Source organism: Colwellia sp. BRX9-1, assembly GCF_014077195.1.
Classification (GTDB): Bacteria; Pseudomonadota; Gammaproteobacteria; order Enterobacterales; family Alteromonadaceae; genus Colwellia_A.
Map to the genome: position 1 here is coordinate 146,189 of NZ_JACGVM010000001.1, position 24,821 is coordinate 171,009.

27 protein-coding genes are annotated in these 24,821 nt (G+C 37.7%); 12 read left to right on the forward strand and 15 right to left on the reverse strand.

Going from position 1 to position 24,821, the window contains the following annotated elements; genetic code table 11:
• Nucleotide 1 precedes the first annotated feature (1 nt).
• Nucleotides 2-655, forward strand: a complete 654-nt coding sequence (gene elbB / locus H4J76_RS00685; protein ID WP_182214664.1) for an isoprenoid biosynthesis glyoxalase ElbB — start codon at nucleotides 2-4, stop codon at nucleotides 653-655.
• On the opposite strand, the gene H4J76_RS00690 is transcribed toward elbB, so the two are convergent.
• The 5 genes from H4J76_RS00690 to aroQ form a co-directional block, all read right to left on the reverse strand.
• Entirely contained in the window at nucleotides 652-822 is a 171-nt protein-coding gene (locus H4J76_RS00690) for an oxidoreductase-like domain-containing protein (RefSeq protein WP_083277942.1), read from the reverse strand. The genes elbB and H4J76_RS00690 overlap by 4 nt on opposite strands.
• A 30-nt stretch (nucleotides 823-852) precedes the next feature.
• Nucleotides 853-1,050: an oxidoreductase-like domain-containing protein gene (locus H4J76_RS00695; protein ID WP_182214663.1), complete on the reverse strand. Its 198-nt coding sequence runs from the start codon at nucleotides 1,048-1,050 to the stop codon at nucleotides 853-855.
• A gap of 137 nt (nucleotides 1,051-1,187) precedes the next feature.
• Complete coding sequence (gene accC / locus H4J76_RS00700; protein ID WP_070374912.1) at nucleotides 1,188-2,534, reverse strand: acetyl-CoA carboxylase biotin carboxylase subunit; 1,347 nt, start codon at nucleotides 2,532-2,534, stop codon at nucleotides 1,188-1,190.
• A gap of 31 nt (nucleotides 2,535-2,565) precedes the next feature.
• Nucleotides 2,566-3,003 (reverse strand): acetyl-CoA carboxylase biotin carboxyl carrier protein, encoded by a 438-nt coding sequence (accB, locus tag H4J76_RS00705; RefSeq protein ID WP_182214661.1) that lies wholly within the window; start codon nucleotides 3,001-3,003, stop codon nucleotides 2,566-2,568.
• Between the two features lie 79 nt (nucleotides 3,004-3,082).
• Nucleotides 3,083-3,538, reverse strand: coding sequence for a type II 3-dehydroquinate dehydratase (gene aroQ / locus H4J76_RS00710; protein ID WP_182214659.1), 456 nt, complete (start codon nucleotides 3,536-3,538; stop codon nucleotides 3,083-3,085).
• Nucleotides 3,539-3,956: 418 nt separating this feature from the next.
• Here aroQ and H4J76_RS00715 point away from each other — a divergent pair, with 418 nt between their 5' ends.
• Genes H4J76_RS00715 through H4J76_RS00725 form a run of 3 tightly spaced genes read left to right on the forward strand, consistent with a single transcriptional unit; the run spans nucleotide 3,957 to nucleotide 8,017 of the window.
• On the forward strand, nucleotides 3,957-4,355 hold the full coding sequence (locus tag H4J76_RS00715; RefSeq protein ID WP_182214657.1) for a hypothetical protein: 399 nt from the start codon (nucleotides 3,957-3,959) through the stop codon (nucleotides 4,353-4,355).
• Nucleotide 4,356: 1 nt separating this feature from the next.
• Nucleotides 4,357-5,541 (forward strand): hypothetical protein, encoded by a 1,185-nt coding sequence (locus tag H4J76_RS00720; protein ID WP_182214656.1) that lies wholly within the window; start codon nucleotides 4,357-4,359, stop codon nucleotides 5,539-5,541.
• 13 nt (nucleotides 5,542-5,554) lie between these two features.
• Nucleotides 5,555-8,017 carry a bifunctional diguanylate cyclase/phosphodiesterase gene (locus H4J76_RS00725; RefSeq protein ID WP_182214654.1) on the forward strand — a complete coding sequence of 821 codons (2,463 nt, stop codon included), beginning with the start codon at nucleotides 5,555-5,557 and terminating at the stop codon, nucleotides 8,015-8,017.
• Between the two features lie 50 nt (nucleotides 8,018-8,067).
• Here H4J76_RS00725 and H4J76_RS00730 read toward each other — a convergent pair whose 3' ends face one another.
• Nucleotides 8,068-9,894: a protein-disulfide reductase DsbD gene (locus tag H4J76_RS00730; RefSeq protein WP_182214652.1), complete on the reverse strand. Its 1,827-nt coding sequence runs from the start codon at nucleotides 9,892-9,894 to the stop codon at nucleotides 8,068-8,070.
• Between the two features lie 5 nt (nucleotides 9,895-9,899).
• Nucleotides 9,900-10,211 (reverse strand): divalent-cation tolerance protein CutA, encoded by a 312-nt coding sequence (gene cutA, locus H4J76_RS00735; protein WP_182214650.1) that lies wholly within the window; start codon nucleotides 10,209-10,211, stop codon nucleotides 9,900-9,902.
• A 158-nt stretch (nucleotides 10,212-10,369) separates the two neighbouring features.
• On the opposite strand from cutA, the gene H4J76_RS00740 reads away from it, so the two are divergent.
• The 3 genes from H4J76_RS00740 (at nucleotide 10,370) to groL (ending at nucleotide 13,057) form a co-directional block, all read left to right on the forward strand.
• Entirely contained in the window at nucleotides 10,370-10,882 is a 513-nt protein-coding gene (locus tag H4J76_RS00740) for an FxsA family protein (protein ID WP_182214649.1), read from the forward strand.
• A gap of 117 nt (nucleotides 10,883-10,999) precedes the next feature.
• Complete coding sequence (locus tag H4J76_RS00745) at nucleotides 11,000-11,293, forward strand: co-chaperone GroES (protein WP_070374905.1); 294 nt, start codon at nucleotides 11,000-11,002, stop codon at nucleotides 11,291-11,293.
• Between the two features lie 120 nt (nucleotides 11,294-11,413).
• The gene (gene groL / locus H4J76_RS00750) at nucleotides 11,414-13,057 is read left to right on the forward strand and encodes a chaperonin GroEL (RefSeq protein WP_070374904.1); all 1,644 of its coding nucleotides are present in this window, start codon (nucleotides 11,414-11,416) and stop codon (nucleotides 13,055-13,057) included.
• A gap of 386 nt (nucleotides 13,058-13,443) precedes the next feature.
• On the opposite strand, the gene H4J76_RS00755 is transcribed toward groL, so the two are convergent.
• The 5 genes from H4J76_RS00755 to H4J76_RS00775 all read right to left on the reverse strand — a co-directional run bounded on the left by H4J76_RS00755 (nucleotide 13,444) and on the right by H4J76_RS00775 (nucleotide 19,448).
• The gene (locus tag H4J76_RS00755) at nucleotides 13,444-14,328 is read right to left on the reverse strand and encodes a LysR family transcriptional regulator (protein ID WP_182221197.1); all 885 of its coding nucleotides are present in this window, start codon (nucleotides 14,326-14,328) and stop codon (nucleotides 13,444-13,446) included.
• Nucleotides 14,329-14,456: 128 nt separating this feature from the next.
• Entirely contained in the window at nucleotides 14,457-15,287 is an 831-nt protein-coding gene (locus H4J76_RS00760) for a sulfite exporter TauE/SafE family protein (protein ID WP_182229926.1), read from the reverse strand.
• Between the two features lie 166 nt (nucleotides 15,288-15,453).
• Nucleotides 15,454-16,488, reverse strand: a complete 1,035-nt coding sequence (locus H4J76_RS00765) for a methionine synthase (RefSeq protein WP_182214646.1) — start codon at nucleotides 16,486-16,488, stop codon at nucleotides 15,454-15,456.
• A gap of 54 nt (nucleotides 16,489-16,542) precedes the next feature.
• Nucleotides 16,543-17,520, reverse strand: a complete 978-nt coding sequence (locus H4J76_RS00770) for a DUF1852 domain-containing protein (RefSeq protein WP_182229927.1) — start codon at nucleotides 17,518-17,520, stop codon at nucleotides 16,543-16,545.
• An 854-nt stretch (nucleotides 17,521-18,374) separates the two neighbouring features.
• Nucleotides 18,375-19,448 carry an OmpA family protein gene (locus H4J76_RS00775; protein ID WP_182229928.1) on the reverse strand — a complete coding sequence of 358 codons (1,074 nt, stop codon included), beginning with the start codon at nucleotides 19,446-19,448 and terminating at the stop codon, nucleotides 18,375-18,377.
• Nucleotides 19,449-19,709: 261 nt separating this feature from the next.
• On the opposite strand from H4J76_RS00775, the gene H4J76_RS00780 reads away from it, so the two are divergent.
• The 4 genes from H4J76_RS00780 (at nucleotide 19,710) to H4J76_RS00795 (ending at nucleotide 21,974) form a co-directional block, all read left to right on the forward strand.
• A complete protein-coding gene (locus tag H4J76_RS00780; protein WP_070374895.1) occupies nucleotides 19,710-19,976 on the forward strand; it encodes a hypothetical protein in 267 nt (88 codons plus the stop codon).
• Nucleotides 19,976-20,800, forward strand: coding sequence for a mechanosensitive ion channel family protein (locus H4J76_RS00785; RefSeq protein ID WP_182214641.1), 825 nt, complete (start codon nucleotides 19,976-19,978; stop codon nucleotides 20,798-20,800). The genes H4J76_RS00780 and H4J76_RS00785 overlap by 1 nt, the downstream gene beginning before the upstream one ends.
• 19 nt (nucleotides 20,801-20,819) lie before the next feature.
• Nucleotides 20,820-21,353: an RNA polymerase sigma factor SigX gene (sigX, locus tag H4J76_RS00790; protein WP_182229929.1), complete on the forward strand. Its 534-nt coding sequence runs from the start codon at nucleotides 20,820-20,822 to the stop codon at nucleotides 21,351-21,353.
• 108 nt (nucleotides 21,354-21,461) lie between these two features.
• Entirely contained in the window at nucleotides 21,462-21,974 is a 513-nt protein-coding gene (locus tag H4J76_RS00795) for a DUF3016 domain-containing protein (RefSeq protein ID WP_259366912.1), read from the forward strand.
• A 90-nt stretch (nucleotides 21,975-22,064) separates the two neighbouring features.
• Here the strand turns inward: H4J76_RS00795 and H4J76_RS00800 are convergent, their stop codons facing one another.
• Nucleotides 22,065-22,376, reverse strand: coding sequence for a hypothetical protein (locus H4J76_RS00800; protein ID WP_070374891.1), 312 nt, complete (start codon nucleotides 22,374-22,376; stop codon nucleotides 22,065-22,067).
• Nucleotides 22,377-22,414: 38 nt separating this feature from the next.
• On the reverse strand, nucleotides 22,415-23,431 hold the full coding sequence (gene epmB / locus H4J76_RS00805; RefSeq protein WP_182230063.1) for an EF-P beta-lysylation protein EpmB: 1,017 nt from the start codon (nucleotides 23,429-23,431) through the stop codon (nucleotides 22,415-22,417).
• A 56-nt stretch (nucleotides 23,432-23,487) separates the two neighbouring features.
• On the opposite strand from epmB, the gene efp reads away from it, so the two are divergent.
• On the forward strand, nucleotides 23,488-24,057 hold the full coding sequence (gene efp / locus H4J76_RS00810) for an elongation factor P (RefSeq protein ID WP_070374890.1): 570 nt from the start codon (nucleotides 23,488-23,490) through the stop codon (nucleotides 24,055-24,057).
• Nucleotides 24,058-24,211: 154 nt separating this feature from the next.
• Here the strand turns inward: efp and yjgA are convergent, their stop codons facing one another.
• Complete coding sequence (yjgA, locus tag H4J76_RS00815) at nucleotides 24,212-24,736, reverse strand: ribosome biogenesis factor YjgA (protein WP_182214636.1); 525 nt, start codon at nucleotides 24,734-24,736, stop codon at nucleotides 24,212-24,214.
• Between the last annotated feature and the right edge of the window lie 85 nt (nucleotides 24,737-24,821).

Sequence of the window (24,821 nt, forward strand, 5' to 3'; positions counted from 1 at the left end):
CATGAAAAAAATAGCGATTATTTTATCTGGCTGTGGCGTTTATGACGGCAGTGAAATACATGAAAGTGTTTTAACGTTATTAGCGATTGAACAGCAAGGAGCAAGCTATCGTTGTTTTGCGCCAAACATTAATCAACATCATGTGATTAACCATTTAACTGGCGCGGTTAGTGAAGATGAAACACGTAATGTTTTGGTTGAATCTGCGCGCATTGCCCGTGGTGACATTGAAGACATTACTGAGCTCTATCATGAAGAATTTGATGCGCTAATTTTCCCTGGTGGCTTTGGCGCAGCAAAGAACCTCTGTGGCTTCGCGCTTGATGCAGAAAACTATCAAATAAATGCTGAAGTACTTGTTGCTGCTCAACGCTTTATTAAAGCGGACAAACCGCTTGGCTTTATGTGTATTGCTCCGGCAATGATCCCCCTTATTTACGGTGAGGATGTTCAAGCAACGATTGGTAAAGACCGTGATATCGCGGAGTCGTTAATAAAGCGTGGTTTAGCACACGTTGATTGTGAAGTGGGCGATATTATTGTTGACGGAAAACGAAAACTGGTTTCAACACCGGCCTACATGCTAGCGACATCACTTGTTGAGGCGGCCAGTGGTATTAATAAATTAGTGAAAAAAGTGATTGCCTTGAGCTAAGGTTGTTCAGCGTTTACTGCTTGCTCTTTAGCTTGTAATTCAGTCTGCTGTAAACGCCACTTTTCGTATTCGCTATAGTAGTGGTCCCATACACAAGGGCAACAAGCGCCGCCGCCGCAACAGTCATCGTCGGCGGGAAGGGAAGGTTCTTTAAGTAATTCAGTCATACACAGTATCGCTTAGAAAGTCGCTTAGTCTTAATTTGACTCGTTGTCTTGGGCTTGTTTTTCTTTTAGTGCGACTTGTTGCAGGCGCCATTCTTTACGCTTTGCATAGAAATTGTCCCAAACACATGGTGTACATGCGCTGTCACAACATTCACCATCGGCAGGTGGTAAAGGTTTTTCAAGTAATTCAGTCATATTTTTAAATTCAATGAGTAAAGTATAAGCCATATATTATTATCTATGGTAACACGACATCATTGCTATTTGGGTGTAGGAATTTCACTTTTATGTAAACGTTTAATACCGTTATCCCTGATATAAAAAAGCCCTGCGATGCAGGGCTTGATTGTTAAATTTGTAGAAACTTATTCAGCTTCAGCTAATTTCTTTTCTAGATAATGGATGTTGGCACCGCCATTAACAAAACCTTTATCATTTAAAATATTTTGATGTAAGGCAATGTTGGTTTTAATACCATCAATCACTAATTCGGCTAAGGCATTGCGCATACGTGCGATTGCAACATCTCTGTTATCACCCCAAGTGATCAGTTTGCCGATCATAGAGTCATAATTTGGTGGTACCGTATACTCAGCGTAGATATGAGAATCCCAACGAACCCCCAATCCTCCTGGAGGATGGAAACGAGTGATTTTGCCCGGTGAAGGAACAAAAGTACGTGGGTCTTCAGCATTGATACGACATTCAATTGAATGGCCAGCGATTTTAATATCATCTTGGGTATAAGATAATGGTTGACCAGCAGCAACACGTAATTGCTCTTTGATCAAATCAACACCGGTGATCATTTCAGTAACTGGATGCTCAACTTGAATACGGGTATTCATTTCAATAAAGTAGAATTCACCGTTTTCGTATAAAAATTCAAAAGTGCCGGCGCCACGATAATTAATATCAATACAAGCTTTACAACAACGCTCACCAATTTTGGCGCGCATTTCTGGAGTAATACCTGGTGCGGGAGCTTCTTCTACCACTTTTTGATGACGACGCTGCATAGAACAATCACGCTCACCTAAGTGAATTGCAGCACCTTGACCATCAGCCATTATTTGAATTTCAACATGACGAGGATTTTCAAGGAATTTTTCCATGTAAACCATATCATTTTTGAAAATAGTACCGGCTTCTCTTTTGGTTAATGCAATCGCGTCGACTAAATCTTCTTCGCTGCGCACAACACGCATACCACGACCACCGCCGCCACCAGCCGCTTTGACGATAATCGGGTAGCCAATACGTTTAGCATGAGCTTTATTGGCCGCTTCATCATCATTAAGCGGGCCATCTGACCCTGGAACACAAGGAACACCCGCTATTTTCATTGCTTTAATTGCCGCAACTTTATCACCCATAATACGGATGCTTTCAGCTTTTGGGCCGATAAAGGCAAAGCCTGACTTTTCAACCTGTTCTGCAAAATCAGCATTCTCAGCTAGAAAACCATAGCCAGGATGTATTGCTACTGCGTTAGTGACTTCAGCTGCCGTTATTATGGCAGGAATATTAAGGTAGCTGTCAGGCGCTGGCGCTTTGCCAATACAGATAGTTTCATCGGCTAATAAAACATGTTTTAAGTTTCTGTCAGCCGTAGAGTGCACTGCAACAGTTTTTATACCGAGTTCTTTACATGCACGTAATATTCTTAGTGCAATTTCGCCTCGATTGGCGATAACAACTTTATCTAACATGGAATGATCCTTTTGTTTGATATCTATAGGATTATTCAATGATGAATAGCGGCTGGTCAAATTCTATAGCGTCTTCATTGCCCGCTAGAATTTCTTTAATAACACCAGACTTATCAGCTTCAATTTGGTTCATCATTTTCATTGCCTCAAGAATACATAAAGTATCACCAGCATTGACATGTTTACCTACTTCGACAAATGCAGGTGAATCAGGTGATGCTGAAGCGTAGAAAGTACCAACCATTGGCGAACGAACAACGTGACCTGAAATAACAGCAGGTGCCGTTTCAGTGACTACAGGTGCGGCAATAGGTGCAGCAGCAGGAGCAGAGTGCATCATTGGAGCAGCTTGTACCATAGTACCGCCACGACAAATACGTACTGATTCTTCACCTTCAGAAATTTCTAATTCGTTAATCCCTGATTCTTGTACTAATTCAATTAATTTTTTTATTTTACGAATATCCATTTGAATACCTTTTTATCAATGTGTAATTTATGTTGTAAATAGAGCCGCTAAAGTTAAGCCACTCTCTGTTGTTTTTTCATTAACTTTTATGGTCAGTCAACCAAGTATAAGCCGACGCTAACGCATATTTATAACCATCGGCACCTAAGCCGCAAATAACACCAATAGCTTTGTCTGATAGATACGAATGATGTCTAAACGACTCTCTAGCATGGACATTTGAAAGATGAACTTCAATATATGGAATGTCCACAGAAAGGAGTGCGTCACGTATCGCTATACTAGTATGGGTAAATGCGGCAGGATTAATGACAATAAAGTCTATTTCATTATGAGCTTGATGTATTTTTTCTATTAGTAGGTGTTCAGCATTTGATTGCAAATGACTTAATTCAATTCTCAGTGGTATAGCTTGCAATGTTAAATCGTCAATAATATCGGTTAATGATTGCGCGCCATAAATTTCAGGCTCGCGTTTCCCTAACATATTTAAGTTAGGGCCATTTATCACTAAAACTTTAAACTTTGTAGTCATTTTCTGAGAAAAACCTATTAAATAGCAAATATTACAAATATCATCACATAAAAGCTAGAGTGATGGAACAGCTAATAACAAAATCGAGCATTTCTGCTGTTAAGCGATTATTATAGTGTTTTCGCAGAATATAGCAGCAAAATACTGGTCTGATCTGTTGTTGTTAACTTTTTATCAATAAGTTGACAATAAAGTTTTGTATTTTAGGAAAAATTTACTACAATATTATTATCTATATTTAGTAATCAATTCATTGGTTTAGCGGTTTTTATATACAGGTTAACATATAGCAGTGGGTTGCGTGGTCTCCTTTACTCGGTTACTACTAGTGGCTACGGAGCACTTTGTTAGATACACAAAGTGCTCTTTATTTCTCATTAACAAGGATTTAGTTATCAGCCAAATTCTAATCAGATTAATGGTTCTTGTCATATTAATTGGCAGTCCGGCAACTCATGCGGTCGAAGTTATTACCAATATCACAACTGATACTGTGTCAATAACAACCACTCAGTTACGTCGTATATATTCAATGCGTCAAACTAAATGGGCCAATGGCCTACCCATAACTGTTTTTGTTTTATCAAGTACTAATCCCACCCATCAAAAATTTTGTAAAGACACCTTACGCTTATTTCCATATCAACTTGACCATATATGGGACAAGTTGACTTTCTCAGGTATGGGGATTGCGCCAACTGTGGTGTTAACTGAAGAAGAGTTAATTGAAGCCGTTAAATCAACCACAGGTGCCATTGGTTACATTGAAAATATTAATGAGGTAAGTGATGTCAATCTGCTTAAAATCGATCAATAAAATGAGTTATAAAGTAATGTGCTTATCAGCATTACTTGCGATTAATGCGCACGCACAGGAAGGGCATTCGGCAGATCCGTTAAAAATACATGGCTTTGTTGCGCAAGGCGTTATTGACGTCGACAATAGCAACTTTGTTAATGATAACGGCGAAATATCGTTAAAGTTAACAGAAATAGGACTTAATACCTCGTATCAATTATCTGACGATTATCGCTTTGCGGCACAAGCTGTTTATTTAAACGGTGGGAATCGCTACAAGGAAGGTTTGCGTGTTGATTACTTCTTAATGGATTGGAGCGCTTATAGTTCAGAGCAGTGGCAAGCTAATTTATTTGTTGGCCGTTTTAAAAATGCCCACTGGTTGCATTCAAGTACCCGTGATATTCCTTTTGCACGGCCCTCAATCTTGTTACCGCAAGGGACATATTTTGATGGCTTTCGTGATATCGCTGTTGGTGGCGATGGTGCTGCATTAAAATTGACTTACAATAATGATAAATATGGCGAATTTGATTTCAATTTTAGCCGTGGTAAAAGTCCGATTGATAGTGAAGATGCAGAAGTCATTCTCAGTAAGTTAGCACAGGGAGATATCGAGCATGAGCTTGATACGCAGGCGAGTGTTTATTGGCGGCCAGTATTTTCACAATGGCGCTTTGGTCTAACCTTATTGGATTCAGAATTTAACTATAAAAATGAGAGTCCTGATTTTTTTGTTGATGGACGATTTGTTTTTCAGTTTTATACGATAAATGCTTTATATGAAGGTGAACACTGGGAGTTTACTAGTGAAGTTTTACAAACAAGGTTTTTAACCAAAGGGTTTTACGCTGCTCAGTTTAACCAAGACAATATTGGTCAAGGTGGTTATGTTCAAGCGGTTTACAAGGTAAATCAACGATTGAAATTTATTAGTCGTTTTGAAAATTTCTATGCAAATAAGGATGATAAAAAAGGCCGTGAATTACAACAACAAAGTTTTGGCACCATACCTCATTATTTTGCTTATCAGCACGATAAAATGCTAGGGTTTTCATACGATTTTTCTGATAATTTACGGGTCAATGCGGAGTACCATTGGGTAAAAGGCGCTGCCCGCGTTAATCCTGTTGTGTTGCCCAACCCAGAGGCGAACAGTGAGCATTGGAAAATGTGGGCCTTACAACTAATGTACTGGTTCTAGTGGGGCTAACTTGATGAGAAAAAGATTTGTTAGCGTTCCTGTTAAATTATTAGTGCTAGTTATGGGGGCGTTATTGCTCCTAACGGCTATTTTCTCTTATTTGTCTTTATCAAGGTTAAATCAAGAGTTCACCCAATATCAAAGTGATACTTTACGTAAAGGCCAGGCACAGTTTTCTGTGCAAAATAACGTATTACGTCAAAAAATACTGACGTGGCTAGAGTCGTTTTCTGATATTGTGCGGTTAAAAGAGCAAGCTGATTTTGACGTTTTAGCACAAGAGTTTGCCGCGCAGTTTGATACCCTACAAATGAATCAAAATGTTGAAAATGTTTGGTTAGTTTCAGCAAGTAATGAAGAGTTATACCTTTCTAATGCTATTCCTAAATTTGTTCAGCTGAGTATTGAAAATGTACTAAGACATCAGCAACCTGAACACACTTTGTACTGCGAGGGTCAATGTGTTCAGTTGATCACAATACCAGTATTAAACGGTAAGGGTGATATGGCGGTTGTCGCGATGACAGTTTCACTTGTTGATATGATTTTTTATATAAATCAAGCGCTTGATAATGAGTTGGCCGTTGTAAGTTTTTCTCGTGTAGATAAGCTTGTATCAATAACAGGTAACGAAGAGGCTATTATACTTGCTGACGCTAAATTTATCTCTTCAACAAATACTCAACTAGTCAGTGAATTATTTATGTCGAACCAAGAAATTATCAACAGCGAGATGATTAATTTTCAAGGTATAAAAGCTACAGCCAACGATAGCAGTTATCTGATTAACTTAATTCCCATCGCAAATACCCGTGATGATTTTTATTACCTGGCACTGATTGATGACGCCACTATTTTTACAGATAAGTATCAGCAAAATCGTTGGCAATTTTTAATTTTTACCTTAGTTGTGCTTATTGCTTTAGTGATTGTTGTTCATTTTGTTGCTAGCCCCTTTACTCGTCGCTTACTAGTCTTGTCAGATGTTTTACCTCTATTGGCGAAAAAAGAATTTGATCGGTTTCGTCAAACAGACCTACAAAGAAATGGTAAATATATTGATGAACTAGATATTTTAGCCAATGCGGCCACCGAGTTAAGTTTTGAACTTGAACAGTTAAATATTGAAATTGAACAAAAAACGAAAGAGCTCGAAAATATTGCCATGTATGATTTGTTAACGGGATTGCCTAACCGCAATATGCTTAACTATCAACTGCGTAAAGCGTTTCTCAATGTGTCACGCAGTGACGGACAAATTGCCGTTTTATTTTTAGATCTCGATGACTTTAAGAAAGTAAATGATAGTCATGGTCATACTGATGGCGACAAGTTGTTAATTCAAGCGGCTAATCGTTTGCGCTCCAGTATTCGGAGAGTTGATATGGCTTGTCGATTTGGTGGTGATGAATTTGTTGTGGTACTTGGTCATATCGATAATGAAAATGATGCAGTGCTTGTCGCACAAGAAATTTTAGAAGCATTTAAAGAACCAATTAAAATACAAAATAGCCTTTTTTATGTAAGTACCAGTATTGGAATAGCCTTTGCTCCTGAAGAAATGACTAAGTCAGAAGATCTGATCAGTTATGCCGATATCGCTATGTATGAAGCTAAAGATGATGGTGGCGCCAAATATCATATTTACCATGAAGAGATGTATAAAAAAGTTGCCCTTCGGGTGATGATGGAAAGTGAAGTTAGACAGGCTTTAGCTAAAAATCAATTTAGCTTAAGTTTACAACCTCAGTTAGATGCAAAAACAAAAAAACTATACGGCTTTGAAGCGTTACTTCGATGGCAGCATCCCGAACGAGGCATGGTTTCGCCGGAAGATTTTATTCCTCTCCTTGAAAATTCTCAGCACATGGTTGAACTGGGTTATTGGGTGATCAGACGCTGTTTTGAACTTTGCCAAACTTTTATTGATAAGGGTTTAACTGATGTCCGTATTGCGATAAATCTGTCAGCAGGTCAATTTGCCGATCCTCATCTAACCCCTTATTTAACCGATTTACTTAATGAGTTCTCGCTTGAGGCAAGTCACTTCGAACTAGAGCTGACTGAGCAAACCTTAGTAAAAAATATCGATAGTGCAATTGAAATGATGAATGGCTTGAGAGATGTAGGGTTTAGTTTTGCCATTGATGATTTTGGTACCGGTTATTCGTCATTAGCTTATTTGAAAAAAATGCCAGTCGACGTTATTAAAATAGATAAAAGCTTTGTATTTGGCATGTTAGAAAATCGAGCTGATTATCAAATTATTATGTCAACCATTGCTATGGTGAAGAACTTAGGTTTGCAGGTTATCGCAGAAGGTGTTGAAACGAGTGCGCAGTTACGCAGTTTAACAGAAAACGATTGTGATATTATTCAAGGATATTACTTTTCTAAACCTATTCCTGAAACCAAACTAATGGAATTTATTGATACAAAAATTGTTAATGGCTATTGGAAAGTATCAGCACTTTAACCCGCAGAGTTACGCGAGTTAAAGTGTACTTGTTTGTTAAAGGTTAAAGGTTAAAGGATTTTTTGTAGGTGTTCAGTAAATTCTTCTGCCCCCATAAAACCCGTTACGCGCTGCTGAGTTAATTCTTTACCTTGTTGGTCAAAGAAGAGAATACTCGGTAAGCCAAGTACTTGATACTTTTCCGCAAACTCAGCATTGTCAGTCGAATCGAAGTCAGTCATATCAATTTGTAACCATACTGTGTTACTCAGCACTTTTTGTACTTGCGGGGCATTAAAGGTGTATTCTTCAAACTCTTTACAGGCGATACACCAGTCGGCATACAAATCGACCATTACAGTCTTCCCTTGTGCATTCGCATTGTCTACTGCTGCTAACAACTCTGGTAATGTTGCTACTTTAGTAAAGTGTTGTTGTGGAGCTTCTTGATTACTTGTAGCAACGTTTTGGCTAGGACTTATCAGTTGAAAAGCTTGGTTGGCGCCAAAAAATATCATTACAAATATCACCACACTTCTAACACCAAACCAAAAGTTATTCTGGGTCTGTTGATTGACGGTATAAAAATAGCCTGCACTTGATAAGACCAATATTGCCCACATGGCTTGTGTTACCACTGAAGGTAAAAACCTTTCCATTAAAAATATCGGAACAGCGAGTAGTAATAAGCCAAATACATTTTTAATTACCGTCATCCATGTACCTGCTTTTGGTAATAATTTACCACCAGAACTACCCAAAACAAGTAAGGGTACACCCATACCTAAACTTAATGCGTAGAGGGCTGATGCACCTAACCAAATATCACCCGATTGCGAGATATATAGCAGAGCACCGGTTAAAGGAGCGGTAGTACATGGAGACGCCACTAAACCAGAAATAGCACCCATAACAACAACACCGAAATATGAACCACCTTTTTGGCTATTACTGATGTTATTCAATTTATTTTGCCAGCTACTTGGCAAGGCAAGGTTAAAAACTCCAAACATAGAAAGTGCTAAAAAGATGAATAAAACACTCAACACAATTAAAACGGCAGGATGTTGAAACATTGCTTGGAACTGAGCGCCGGCCAGTGCAACAACAATGCCCAGTAAGGTATAAGTTATTGCCATGCCTTGTACATAAGCAAACGATAAACGAAAGGCTTTTGACGTTGATAATTTATCGCCTTGCCCAACGATAATACCGGTCAAAATAGGGTACATAGGAAATACACAAGGCGTAAATGAAAGCAGTAAGCCTCCAACAAAAAAAGCGAGTAGTGTTAGCCAAATATTATCACCTTTGAGCATATCGGCTAATTGATGTTGTTCGCTGGCATTTTCAGCGGCAATAGATGTATTGCCCGTTTCATTATCAGGTGATATCGCCGCCAAAACATTGTTGGTGTTAATGGCTTCTTCATTATTAACTTTTGATAGTGCTACAACTTTACTTTTAGGTGGGTAGCATAAGCCTTTTGCTGCGCACCCTTGATAGCGTATTTTAATGCTGGCATTACTATTAGCGTTAACAAGCTTAATAGTGAAGTTAAGCTGTTCGGTAAATATTTGCTGAACACCAAAAAATTCATCTTCATGGTCTTCACCTTTAGGCAGTTCGACAGGGATTATTTCTGCGTTTTCAACACTGAACTTAAACTGGTGACGATATAAGTAATAGCCCTCAGCTATGGTAAAGGAAACAGATAATTGATCATCCTTCTGGTGAAAATTAAATTCAAAGGCTTCTTCGACACTAAGAAACTCATCATCGTTACTGAATAACGAAGCGGACGAAGTATCAAAAATTGAATCTTGAGCTTGAGCATTGGGTACTTGCAAAAAAATACTGGTTAAAACTAACCAAAAAAGTAAGACAATTTTTTTCATAACAACTATTTTAAAGACTCAGTGATCCAGTTTAAATAACTATCGTCGCCTTGCTGGATGTTCATGGCGATAATTTCAGGGGTATCATAACGATGTAAGCGTTTAATTTCACTAGCTACATCGTTAAACTTATTGGTTTGTGTTTTTATCATTAACTGTATTTCTTCATCACATTCAATATTATCTTGCCAGCGATAAACAGAGATAACGTTAGGAATAATATTGACACAAGCGGCCAGTTTCTCTTGTATTAAGTGTTTTGCAATCAATTTCGCATTGCTAATATCAGGACAAGTGCACATTATTAATTGAAACATTAACGTATTTTCCTTAACAAAAACTTAAGCTATTTAAATGACAATTAATAGCTTATTACCATATGAACTAGCTTGTATTTACCTGATGCTTGAAAAAGACCTGCACAACCCCATATATGTTTCATCTTATATAAAATTTTTTAATGAAGAGACTTTAAATGTTTCGATTTCTATTTATCCTTTTTATTGTCGTTCCTATTATCGAAATTATGGTACTGATCAATGTTGGTACTTGGCTTGGCGCATGGCCAACAATTGCTATTGTTATTATTACCGCATGGCTGGGTGCGAGAAATGTTAAACAGCAGGGGATTGCGACCTTAAACTCAGTACAAACTAAAATGGCGCAAGGAGAAATGCCTTCAGATGAAATAGTTGCAGGACTACTTTTACTGGTTGCGGGCATACTTTTAGTAACGCCTGGCTTTGTTACTGACATTTTTGGGCTATCTCTCCTGATCCCTAGTGTGAGAAGTCTGTTGATAAAGTCAGTGCAGTCACATTTAGTCATGAATCAAAGCGCGGCTGGTTTTACTTATCAAAGTTCGGTGCATACTCAGCAAGAACAGCCAGTTACGTCTGATCCATTTGAGCAGGGTTTAGGCACTAAGAAGCCGATTGAACACCACCAAGGTGAAACGCTTGAAGGTGAGTATGAGCGCAAAGAATAAAAAATTTTTTAACGGGGCTTGTGAAGTTTTAAATTAGCCCCATCTTTAATTGCAACAAAGTTTTATAACCTTTTATTTAAATTTATTGAGAGTGAATAAACTCTCAGGAGAAAATTAATGAGCATTCGTCCATTACATGACCGCGTAATAATTAAACGTAAAGAAGTAGAATCAAAATCAGCTGGTGGTATTGTTTTAACAGGAAGTGCTGCAGAAAAATCAACGCGCGGTGAAGTTATCGCTGTCGGTAACGGTCGCATTTTAGAAAATGGCGAAGTACGTGCTTTAGACGTAAAAGTAGGTGACCAAGTTATTTTTAGTGAAGGTTACGGCGTTAAAACTGAAAAAATTGATGGCGAAGAAGTTTTGATCCTTTCTGAATCAGACATTTTAGCGATTGTTGAGTCATAGTAACGCTACTGACTTTATATAAACTGTAGGAATTCGTTAGGCTAAGCCTCAACTTACAGTGTATTAATTATTGTAGTCGAACGATGTTCGACAAACTAACAAAATATAGGAAGAAACAACATGGCTGCAAAAGACGTATTATTTGGAAATGACGCACGAGCAAAAATGCTACGTGGTGTAAATGTTTTAGCTGACGCGGTAAAAGTAACATTAGGCCCTAAAGGTCGTAATGTTGTATTAGACAAATCTTTTGGTGGTCCAATCATCACCAAAGATGGTGTTACTGTTGCAAAAGAAATTGAATTAGAAGACAAATTTGAAAACATGGGCGCACAGATGGTTAAAGAAGTTGCTTCTAAAGCCAATGATGAAGCTGGTGACGGAACAACTACTGCAACTGTTTTAGCGCAAGCTATTGTAAATGAAGGTTTGAAATCAATTGCTGCCGGCATGAACCCAATGGACTTAAAACGTGGTATCGACCAAGCAGTTATTGCCGCCGTTGAAGCATTAAAAGGTTTGTCACAAGAATGTAGCGATAACAAAGCGATTGAGCAGGTAGGCACTATCTCTGCTAACTCTGACGAAACTGTCGGTAAAATCATCGCAACAGCGATGGAAAAAGTGGGCACTGAAGGCGTAATTACTGTTGAAGAAGGTCAAGCGTTAACTGACGAATTAGACGTTGTTGAAGGTATGCAATTCGACCGTGGCTATTTATCTCCTTACTTTATCAACAACCAAGAAAGTGGCACTGTTGAATTAGAAAGCCCATTCATTCTATTAGTAGACAAAAAAGTAGGCAGCATTCGCGAATTACTTTCTACTTTAGAGGGTGTTGCAAAATCAGGTAAGCCATTATTAATTATTGCTGAAGATGTTGAAGGTGAAGCTTTAGCAACATTAGTGGTAAACAACATGCGCGGCATCGTTAAAGTTGCAGCGGTTAAAGCACCTGGTTTTGGTGACCGTCGTAAAGCAATGTTACAAGATATCGCGACATTAACGGGTGGTACGGTAATATCTGAAGAAATCGGTATGGAGCTTGAAAAAGCAACATTAGAAGATTTAGGTCAAGCTAAACGTGTTGTTATCACTAAAGACAATACAACGATTATTGATGGTATTGGTAACGAAGCTGATATACAAGGTCGCGTAATGCAAATTCGTGGTCAAATCGAAGACTCATCTTCTGATTACGATAAAGAAAAGTTACAAGAACGTTTAGCTAAATTAGCTGGCGGTGTTGCGGTTATTAAAATTGGCGCAGCAACAGAAATCGAAATGAAAGAGAAAAAAGCCCGTGTTGAAGATGCATTGCATGCAACTCGCGCCGCGGTAGAAGAAGGTGTTGTTGCTGGTGGTGGTGTTGCATTAGTTCGCGCTGCTGACCTTATCAAAGATCTTGAAGGTGCCAACGAAGACCAAACTCATGGTATTAATGTTGCAATTCGCGCAATGGAAGCACCTCTACGTCAAATCGTTGCTAACTGTGGTGATGAAGCTTCAGTCGTATTAAACGAAGTGCGTAACGGTAAAGGTAACTTTGGTTACAATGCTGGTAACTCTACTTACGGTGATATGTTAGAAATGGGTATTCTTGACCCAACTAAAGTAACGCGTAGTGCATTACAGTTTGCTGCTTCTGTCGCTGGCTTAATGTTAACAACCGAAGCTATGATCACTGATGCACCAGTAAAAGATGCTGGCGCTGGTGGCATGCCTGATATGGGCGGTATGGGTGGAATGGGCGGTATGATGTAATTGTGCTTGTCTAAACTGTTAATTTCTTCGTTGCGTTATCGTTCGTTTAAGAAACACTAAACGACACAATAAAGCGCCTTGAAGTAAACCGTTTATCCTGCGCATAAATAGTCAAAACCATTTATAGCTCAAAATTGAAAAGCCTGAATAGCGATATTCGGGCTTTTTTTATTTACTATGCAAGAACATGTTTATGCTCTTAATTATACGAATTGCCAGCCTTAGCTTATTGATTTGTGTTAAATCGGATTTAAGCTCATTGTTGTCGTGAGCAAAATACCATCTGGGTGAGCAAGAGGCAGTCTCATAGATTAGCGACAAGCTCGCCGTCTTTTCTATTGCAGGTGTTTAATTTTATGCAGCCCCTCTAAAACCGGATTAACTAATTATTTTGTTTTTTTAGCTTGAGCAATGAAATCATTTAAGTAGTCAATATTTTGGTCGGTCTTGCGAATACCTACAAAGATTTGCTTACTAATACCTTTTTCTCCAAAACGAAGACTCTTAATAGGCATTGATTTTGAGTACTCATCTACTAGCCAGCCCGGCAAGGCACAAATACCTCGACCAGCAGCGACCATTTGTAACATGATCTCAGTTGTTTCAATGTTTTTGTGTTTTTTTACTGAACACTTTGCTGGATTAAGAAATTGACTAAAGATATCGAGCCTTTGCGGCTCAACAGGGTAACTAAACAGTACCTCTTCGCTTAATTGCTCGGGTAAAACAAAAGCTTGCTTTGCAAGTTTGTGAGACGCTGAAACGACCAGCCTATGTTCATAGTCAAAAACGGGTATGTAGACTATTTTAGGTTTAAAGAGTGGATCTGGTGTAATAAGTACATCTATTTCGTAGCTAAGCAATGCACCTAAAGCACCAAACTGGAACTCCTGCTTCACGTCCATATCAATGTCCGGCCACTGTTCTAAATAAGGCTGAATGACTCTAAGTAACCATTGATAACAAGGATGACATTCCATGCCAATTCGTAGAGCCCCCATTTCACCTTTTGCAATCTGACTCAGTAATAATTCTGTATGTAAAAACTGAGGTAATACTCTATTTGAAAGCGTTTGAATACGCTCTCCAGCAGCTGTAAGACGTAGGTTTCGACCCTCTTTTTTCCATATTGGAGTAGCAATTTGGCCTTCTAATTTTTTAATGCTGTGACTTAACGCAGATTGAGATAAGTGCAACGAATCAGCAGCTTTAGTTAGGGTTCCATGCTCTTTTATTGCGGTTAGTATTTCTAAATGGATCCTTTCTAACACCTGTTAACTCCTGTTTTTAGCTTTGATGATGAACTTCATTGATTGATGAATGTTGTTCATTTTATCAATCAAATAAGTTGATTTACAATTATCATTTACTGTTCAACAACAATGAACAGCAATAAAATCTATAAGAAAAGTTGCGCCAACATACGTAAGCCCGTAAATAGTAATACGAAGGCAAAGATTTTTTTAAGTTTTTCCGCATCTAATTTCGCTGCTAATGATGCCCCTAACGGTGCGAATAATACGGTTAACGGCACAATACAAGTGAAGGCAAATAGATTGACCAAACCAAATGTACCCGCTGGTGCATCGGTTGGCGTACTACCGAAGGTCAGCATTGTTAGCGCACCAGGCAATGAAATTATTAACCCTATTGCCGCTGCTGTGCCAATGGCTTTGTGGGCGGGATAGTTATATAGAGTGAGCAGTGGCACCGAAATAGTACCGCCGCCAATCCCGACCATAGAACTGAAAAAGCCAATGGATGCTCCCATAACCGTTTGTCCTGTTTTATTAGGTAGTTTCTGGTATAGAGCGGATTTCCCCGTGCGGAACAACATATTTAGTGCCGATAAAACCGCTATCACCCCAAACAAAATAGTAAGCATAGTACCTTCAACAAGAGTCACTAACCAGCTACCAACCAATACCCCGATAAGAATAAAGACAGCCCAGCGTTTGAGCAGGTCAAAATCGACATTACCTTTTTTATGGTGAGAACGAATAGAACTAACAGATGTGGGTACTATGGTGGCTAGTGAGGTTGCTGTCGCAACCAGCATCGCAGACTCTGGTGATACGCCAAAGCTCTGAAACAAGAAAAATAATACAGGTACGATTACGATACCACCACCTACACCTAACAAGCCCGCTAAAATACCTGCGAATACACCTGTGGCAACCAATGCAAAAAACGGTGAGATATTATTTGTTATAAATTCAATGATATTCATTAACGACTACTTTTATTTTTAATAACGCTAAAGACCCTACTATCAATTAAACGGGCAACTGCAGCATACGTTGTTAGGTCTTTAAGTAAATAATAGCTCAAGCATAGCCAATTTTGCTCGATTGTGAGAAAGCTATAGCCTACTTTACTAAACACTATTATATCAGTTAGTTACTATTAGAAAGTTCTCTTCTAACTATTTCTGCACCTGCACTTAACGCATTTAATTTCCCTTTTGCTACCTTACGAGATAAAGGGGCCATGCCACAGTTTGTACATGGGTAGAGCTTGTCGGCATCGACATACTTGAGGGCTTCTCGTAGGGTCTTGGCGACTTCCTCTGGTGTTTCAATGATATCGGTTGCGACATCAATGGCTCCTACCATCACTTTTTTACCTCGAATAAGTTCAAGTAGCTCGATTGGTACATGAGAGTTATGACATTCTAACGAAATAATATCGATAGTAGATTTTTGCAGTTTGGGAAAGGCTTCTTCATATTGTCGCCACTGAGACCCCAAAGTTTTTTTCCAATCTGTATTGGCTTTAATGCCATAGCCATAGCAAATATGTACAGCTGTTTCACACTTAAGCCCTTCAATTGCTCTCTCTAAACAAGCCACACCCCAATCATTAACCTCATCAAAAAACACATTAAATGCAGGCTCATCGAATTGAATAATATCAACACCCGCTGCTTCTAACTCTTTGGCTTCTTGATTAAGGATTTTGGCAAATTCCCAAGCTAGCTTTTCTCGACTTTTATAATGGTCATCATAAAGTGTATCTATCATCGTCATAGGGCCTGGCAGCGCCCATTTAATCGGGTGTTTTGTTTGTTGACGTAAAAATTTGGCATCTTCAACAAAAACTGATTTTTGGCGTGAAACAGCACCAACAACCGTAGGTACACTCGCATCATAGCGATTACGAATTTTTATGGTCTTGCGTTTTTGAAAGTCAACTCCGTTGAGGTGCTCAAGAAATGTAGTAACAAAATGTTGGCGTGTTTGTTCGCCATCACTGACAATATCAATACCTGCTTGTTGTTGATCTTGTAATGATAAACGTAGAGCATCTTGTTTTCCCTCAATTAATTCGTCACCTTGTAATTTCCAAGGAGACCAAAGAGTCTCAGGTTGTGCAAGCCAAGAGGGTTTAGGTAAACTGCCTGCCGTTGAAGTAGGTAATAATTTTTTCATGATAGTTGATGCCATAATTTTAGGATATTTATAAAAGATAAGTATTAAATATAGCTATTGAGCGTAACTAGCAGACCATTGCTCAAGAACCGTTTGGTAGGGTTTGATGAAATGCTCTTCAGCAAATTTTCCCTGGTGATTAGCCATCTTGCTACGTTCTTCTCGATCATAAACAATGTGAGTTAATGAATGATCTAAATTCATTAAATTTGGTTGATAGCATTTACCTGCAACAGCATTCGCATTATAAATCTCAGGTCGGTAGATTTTTTGAAAAGTTTCCATCGTACTGATAGTGCTTAAAAGCTCAAGATTAGTATAATCATTAAGCAAATCACCAAAGAAGTGAAAAGCCAAAGGCGCAACACTATTTGGAGGCATAAAATAGCGAACCTGTAAGCCCATTTTTTTGAAATATTGCTCAGTCAAAGAAGATTCATTTGGCTGGTATTCAACACCTAATACGGGATGGTGGTTTTCAGTCTGATGATAGGTCTTGTTATTAGAAACACTGAGACATATTACCGGTGGCTTCTTAAAGTGTTGCTGGTAAGCACTCGAATTTACAAAGTATTTAAAGAGCTTCCCATGCAGGTCGCCAAAATTATCTGGAATGCTAAATTTTGATTGACCCTTATTATGCTCTAACAACAATACGCTGAAATCATAATCTCGCACATAAGAGGAAAAATTATTTCCTACAATGCCTTCAATGCGTTTGTTATTTTTATGATCAACAATATTCGTTTTCAATATTTCAATTGATGGGAAGGTTTGGCCACTGCCTTCAATATCTATATCAACGGAAATGATTTCAAGTTCGACAGAATAACGTGCTGCTTGGTGATTATCCCAATGTGCCAACGCATTGAAACTATTGTCAATCATATTTAAAGCGTTGCGTAAGTTCGCTTGACGGCTGTTTCCTCTCGCTAAATTAGCAAAGTTGGTCGTGATACGCGTATTGTCTGAGGGCTGATAATTTTCATCAAGACAAGTGCTCTTAATAGTAAATGTAAAGTCTTTATTCATTGTGAACGTAATCCTATTTCCTGAGATAAAACCTAAATTTATTTCGTGATCTTTGAGGCTTTTAATTTTATTTTTTGGTTTTCCCAGTCAATGTCTTCATCGTCTTTTGGGTATATACCTAAAGGCTTAATTGAGAAACAACTGTAATATGGTTTAAAGTTAAAAGCAGAGTGTGTTTTATACTTGGTTCGTTGTATGAATAAAATTGATTTTATTTCATTAATTTATGAGCTGTGTTCATGTGTTTGTTTATTGATAAGCTTTGGATCATTCCTACTCGTAATTTCGAGGTTATACGAGAACACATTTTGTTTTAAACTGATTATTGTTCAAACACCGCTTTAGAAGAATCACGCTCATCTGGAGAGATTAAAATGTGAGTATTAATGAGCAGCTATCTTTTGCGATATAAGTTGAGTTGGTAGATAAATTTAGACCACTTAAAATAGCACTTTTAAGCCGTGCCGATAAATCGCGAGAATGACCGATTTGATAGCTAAGCGGGGCAGAGTCGAAATAAATTAAGACTTCAACTTAGTGAGCTTTGTGGCAACCGCTAGCAAAGATAGCCTAAAAGTTACTTTGATGGGGAGTTGGAATATTTGGGCTTTATTTGTTTATTAAGGTCTGTAAATTTTACGGCCAATAATGCGAATGCATAATATTGACGAGGTCTTATGTCCTTCAGATAATCACTTTATCTGAGTGATTGTCATTAATTAGCCGAAAGTTATATAGGCTTTTAATACTGCGCTCTATACACATCGAGTAAACTGATTTATCAAGAGACTTTCATTGAAAGTAATAAAAAAGGGAAGCCCAAATGGCTTCCCTTTTAATTAGGCAATTTAGCCTTATTTTGTAATCACTTTTTTAACGACAGTTTCTATTTTCGCTACAACTCTGCGGTTTACACTATTGTCTGCAGGCGAAGTTCCTTTAGCAATCAACTGTGTTTCACCAAAGCCTTTTGCAGATAAACGGCTAGCATCGATAGAAAACTTATTAATTAATAAGCCTTTAATGGTATCAGCACGTTTTTGCGAAAGCATTAGGTTATATTCTTCACTACCAGAAGCCGAACTGTGTCCTTCAATAACAACACTTGTGTTTTGGTATTCTTTCATGAAATCAGCTAAACGCTGAACATCATCAACCATTGCTGGCTTAACCAATGAACTGTTATTTTCAAAGATAACATTTAACTTAATTTCGACTGATTTTTCTGAATATAAGCTACAGCCTTGTGAATCAACCTTTACATTTGCCGGTGTATTAGCACAACGGTCATTGTTATCACTAACACCATCGTTGTCAGTATCAACCATCATCACTTTTTTAACGACTGGCGTTGTTGACTTCATCGTTTCCATAACAGGTTTGTTAACAACAGCTTTGTTAACAACAGGTGATTTTTTAACATCGCCAAAAGTATATTTTACACCTAGTTTAATACCTTGATCTGTTTGACCGTAATCAAGATCGCGATAAACAGCGGCTTCGCTGTATAGAGAGAAACGATCATTAATTTGAAGGTTATAACCCGCGCCTACATTAGCCGCATTATAGCTTCTAACATTATTAAAGCGCTTTACACCAGTGAAAAGGTAAAAGCTGCTATCTTCAACTTTATAAATTGCATCGATACCGGCACGTGTTCCGTAATCTTTATCATTGCCATTTTCAATGTCGTAACGTGTTTTAGCTAATTCTAAACGAATGTCCCAACGCTCATTAATGATTTTTTGTAAATCAATACCAAGGCTTTTGCCCGCTTCAATTTGTTGCCAGTCAATATTGTTTTCTTTGTTTGTATCTGACTTGATGTAGTCGCTAAACACACCAAGCTCCCATGTTTTATCAATAGTTTCTGCAGCTAGTGGAGAGCTTATTAATGCAGCTATCAGAGTCATGTTAAAAGTTTTCATGGATCAATCCTTATTAAGTTTCGGGTAATGTGATGTAATTTCTGGCTCTATAACGGATAAGAAACTCAAAAGTCACAAGTTTTTCTTAATTTTACTAAATTAACGCTAAAACTCAAAATTGTTTAGCGTAGAATGCACCCGATTTAAAAAAATTAATGTGTATAGATAAAAATAAGAATAAAAAACATACAGATTTAATGTGACTTTTTAACGGCTCAGTCGTTAAAGAATAAAGCGATAAAACTATTGCTCGAGGATGAGATGAAAGACATAGAAAAGAGTTTAGCGAAAGAATTAAGCCGTGATGCAGATGTTGCTTTTAGTACATCAGATGATCAGCTTTTTAAGCGCGCAACCTTAACAGCAAATAATCAGCAAGGTACAAAAGATCTTGTTGCATTAGGCTTAGCTTCACTTTGGGTTGTTTTTATTAGCCTATTTATGAAAGTTTTAAAACCGATATTTAAACAGATGGCACCTTGCCCTAAGATAACAAGCAATAGCATAACTAATAATGAGAATAGATAATGGATACTGAAAACATCACCGACAAAGCTTACTCTGGCTTAATAACTGTTTGGCATAAAGTGGTTACTTTTTTACCTGATTTAATTGTCGCTATTTTATTTCTACTTGTCGGTTGGATTATTTCAACACTCATTAAAAACTTTCTTAATAAATCATTAATTAAAATTGGTTTTGATACGTTTTTAAATAAACTGGGTCTAGATTCACTGCTGAAAAAAATGGATGTTACTTTAACGGGTAGCCAAGTTGTTGCTAGTCTTATTTCGACATTCTTCTTACTTATCTTTTTATTAGCGGCTCTAGATATTTTAGGCTTAACCGTACTTTCCGGCTTAATCGACACTCTGGTGTTGTTTTTACCTAAATTACTTGCTTCACTCGCTGTTTTAATTTGTGGCTTCTTTGTTGCGCAAATTGTTTTTAATGGCGTAAAAATAGCCGCTAAGAATACTGGTGTTGACTATGGCCGTTCCGTTGCCGAAGTATGCCGCGGTATTATTATCGTTATTACTGTTTCTTTATCTATTACGCAATTAGACATAGATGTTTCTCTGCTAAATAACATCATGACAGTACTTATTGGCAGTGTCGGTTTAGCGGCGGCTATTTCTTTAGGTATCGGCACTAAAGCCATGGCCCAAGAAATTGTTGCTGGCGTTTATCTTCGAGAGATGTACCAAATAGGTGACGTTATTGAAGTAACAGACATTAAGGGTACCTTAGCTGTTATTGGCAGTGTTGCGAGTAAAGTGATGGCAGCCGATGAGTCGCTAACGACGATACCGAATACTTTCTTATTAGCTAATAAAGTTATTAAGCAATAGTAGAGGCTTATTTGACGGTTTGACTACGCTTAATGAACGCGAGCTTGTTACCTTAGTGCAAGCAAGCCTACCTTATGATACGCGTCTTTTTCAGCAACTAATTACACCTTATTTACCTGTTTTAAAAGGATACTGTGTAAAGTTACTTAAGCATCAGCCTGATGCCGAAGACGTCGTACAAGAAATAATTATAAAGGTACTCGCCCACTTAAAAAACTTTAAGTGGGCGGTATCTTTTAAAGCATGGCTATTTAAAATTGCCCATAACGAATGTATCAATAAAATAAGAGATCGCCGTTGGGATACTATCGAACACAATGATGAATATCTTGAAAGTATAACCAATGATGACAATAGCCATGAAGATTTTGGGACAGCACTTTCAGTATTAATGGTTAACCTGTCCTTTGCTGATCGTAATATTATGCTACTACGTTACCGCACAGGTTTGGAATTTCAAGAAATAGCCGATATTTGTCACCTCAATATTTCAGCGGTAAAAATGCGTCATAAAAGGGTTGTAGATTTTTTACAACAGCGATTAAAGCAGTAAAGTTTGGTAACCTGTGTAACTATGGATAAGATAATTTTAGGGCCGTTTTTATTCAGGGTAAATATAAAAAAATCACTCGGCATTAATAAACTTTATGGTTAAGGATATATGATGATTAAACCACTATTCACTTTATTGACTGCTTTAATACTAGGCAGTCTGATCTTAACGATTCCTACAGCACAAGCTGCTGAGGTGAACATCACTTGGACGGAGCCTGATAAATACCGAGATATTGATTCAGGAACGGAAGGTCGAAAACGCTTTCGAGAAAATATGTTTAACGAATTTGAAAAACATTTATCCAAACTTGCTAAAGCATTACCCGCATCTCAAATACTTAATATAGACGTAACAGACATTGATTTAGCGGGTGACGTTCTCGCCAGCGGTCTACATCAAATTAGAGTGATTAAAGACCTTTATTTTCCAAGAATAAAACTATCATTTACATTAATAAATGCTGAGAAAGTCATAATACTTAGCGACAATGTTAATTTAAAAGATATGAGTTTTATGATGGGTGGACGCTTAAAATATAGAAATAATGCGTTAGGCTATGAAAAAAAATTGCTTGATGATTGGTTTAAAGATGCTTTCGCAGACTATGTTGATAAATAAGCGTCACATTTTTAACGTTATATAAAGCAAAAGGCCATCTTTATAGTGCAATAAAGATGGCCTTTTTATTTTTACTTTTAAGCGGTACCGTTAATGGGTAACCGTTGCACTGTTTTCAAAGTTCGCTAAAACGGTAAAAAGCTTTTCTATTTTCTTTACCGTATCTATTAGCGTTTGTTGATCTGATGTTTTTTGCCAAAAAATTAAATCGTTCGCGACTTCTTCAACATAAGGCTGAAAAGTATTTGCCGAACATTTGAAACCAGCGTCTGCTTTAAATATTGCCTCAAAGCTTGCTTGCTTGTTTTTTCTTAAATCGGCTAAAGTCGCATCAGCGGCTAGCGATTTTTTTAAAATAATTGAAATATTATCAACGAGTTGCTTACTAACAGTTGCGCTCATAGTGTCTCTATATTGACGATTGTTTTGATATATCGCTATTATGCCAAATTGATGGGCGTTTTGTTAGCTTCTCCCGCAATTTCTCGTACTAATTTTGGCATTAAAAAGCCAGGTAATATCGCCATCATTTTTTGGACGATTATTTTTGCCTCTTCTTCACAAATATCAAAGTGAGCAACCCCTTGTACGGGATCAAACATATGTAAGTAATAAGGTTGAATACCACTATCAAATAAAGTTTCGCTGAGTTGACATAAGAGTTTGGCGTCATCGTTCACTCCTTTTAATAATACGCTTTGATTGAACAAAGGAATTCTTGCCACACGAAGCTTTTCGAGTGTTTGCTTTACTTCATCATCGATTTCATTAGGGTGATTAATATGTAAAACCATGGTTGCCTTTAATCGAGTTTCAGACAAAATGTTCACTAATGATGTTGTTATGCGCTGCGGGATAACAATGGGTAAACGCGTATGAATACGCAAGCGTGTCAAATGCTTAATTGGCTCAAGTTGTTCAATAAGCCACTGTAGGTGATCATCACTTGCCATTAAAGGATCGCCACCACTGAAAATCACTTCATTAATTTCAGGATGATCGGCAATATATTTTAGCGCCGGCTGCCAGCGAACTTTATTGGGACTGTTTTCATCATAAGGAAAGTGGCGACGAAAACAATAACGGCAATTAACTGCACAACCTGACTTTATAATCATCAAGACTCTGTGCTTATATTTATGCAATAAGCCTTCGGCAACAGTGTCGTGCTCTTCTAGTGGATCCATTGAATAGCCATCAGAGACAACAAACTCATCAGAGAGTGGCATAACCTGTTTAAGCAGCGGATCGTTAAAGTCGCCTTTTTTCATTCTTGTAATAAAAGGTCGGGGTACACGGACCGGAAATAACTTACGTGCTGAAAAGTGTTGCAGATAATCTTGGCTGTCAATTTCTAGCAAATCTAAAAGCTTTTTCGGATCTGTAACGACATTACTTAACTCTTTTTGCCAAGAAATGTGCAATTGTTCGCTTATTTGGGGTATTATCTGCGGCATTTGTAATTTCAATTTAAATCTCTGCGTTATTTGTTTGAGTATAAGAGAACATTCATATGGCTAATTTTAGTACAAACCAATTTAAGGCTGGCCTTAAATTAATGATTGACGGCGAACCATGTAACATTTTAGAAAACGAATTAGTAAAACCAGGTAAAGGCCAAGCCTTTAGCCGCGTAAAAATTCGTAAACTTATTTCTAATAAAGTCTTAGAAAAAACCTTTAAATCAGGCGAGTCTTGCGAAGGCGCTGATGTAATGGAAACCGAGCTAGCTTACTTGTATGCTGACGGTGAATTCTGGCATTTTATGAATAATGATACCTTTGAGCAAATTGCCGCTGATGAAAAAGCAGTTGTAGATTGTATTAAATGGTTAAAAGAAGGCGATCTTTGTACCATTACTTTATGGAATGGTTCACCTATCACAGTAACAACCCCTAATTTTGTTGATCTAGATGTTACAGAAACAGATCCAGGATTAAAAGGTGATACTGCCGGTACGGGTGGAAAACCAGCAACTTTACATACCGGTGCGGTTATTCGTGTACCGCTATTTATTCAAATTGGTGAGACAGTTAAAGTGGATACGCGTACGGGTGAATACGTATCGCGTGCAAGTAAATAAGCACTTTTAACGATTATCTACTGTGCTATTTTCAATAAGCGTCTTAATAAGTAGCCAGTGCATTTGGGCTACTTAGCTTTATTGTCACTTAGCAATGAATAAAATTTAGTATTAAAAAAACCTGCTGATGCAGGTTTTTTTTATAGATAAACGACTAGTTTATCTGTCTAGTATGAAGTTTTAGATAATCAAATAGCTCTTTGTAATACTTGCCAAGCTTTTCTGATTTTTTCTCTTTTGCCGCTTGTCGTACTAATTGACGTAGCTTTTGTCTTTCCATCGACTCATGCTCGTTCAGTAAAGCTTCAACAAAGTCATTACCCTCATCAATAGCGTCATCACGCATCTTTTCAAGCTTAACAAACTTAGCTGTTTCTTGTTGATGCTTATTTGCCATAACATCAAGAGCATGTTTAATTGGCTCTAAATCAGATTCTGATAATATTCTTGCCAAGTGGCGAACATGGCGACGTAATGCTTCATGTTTGTTTTTAATTTTATCAGCTAAAATTAAGGCGTCCTTAATCTCCTCAGTAAAAGGAATTTTACTGCGCTGATGCTTAGATAAATCAATAAGCGACTGTCCAAAGATTTGTAACTGGATCATTTCGCGCTTTACTTCTGATTTACTTTTTAATTCTTCATCTAATTCATCGATATCGTTAGCAGAGTCGGGCATAATATTCGTTATTAAAGTGATAATTATCGCTATTATACTCGTAAGTGCTTATGGTATACAGCGCATATTCTCCAATTTCCTGCAT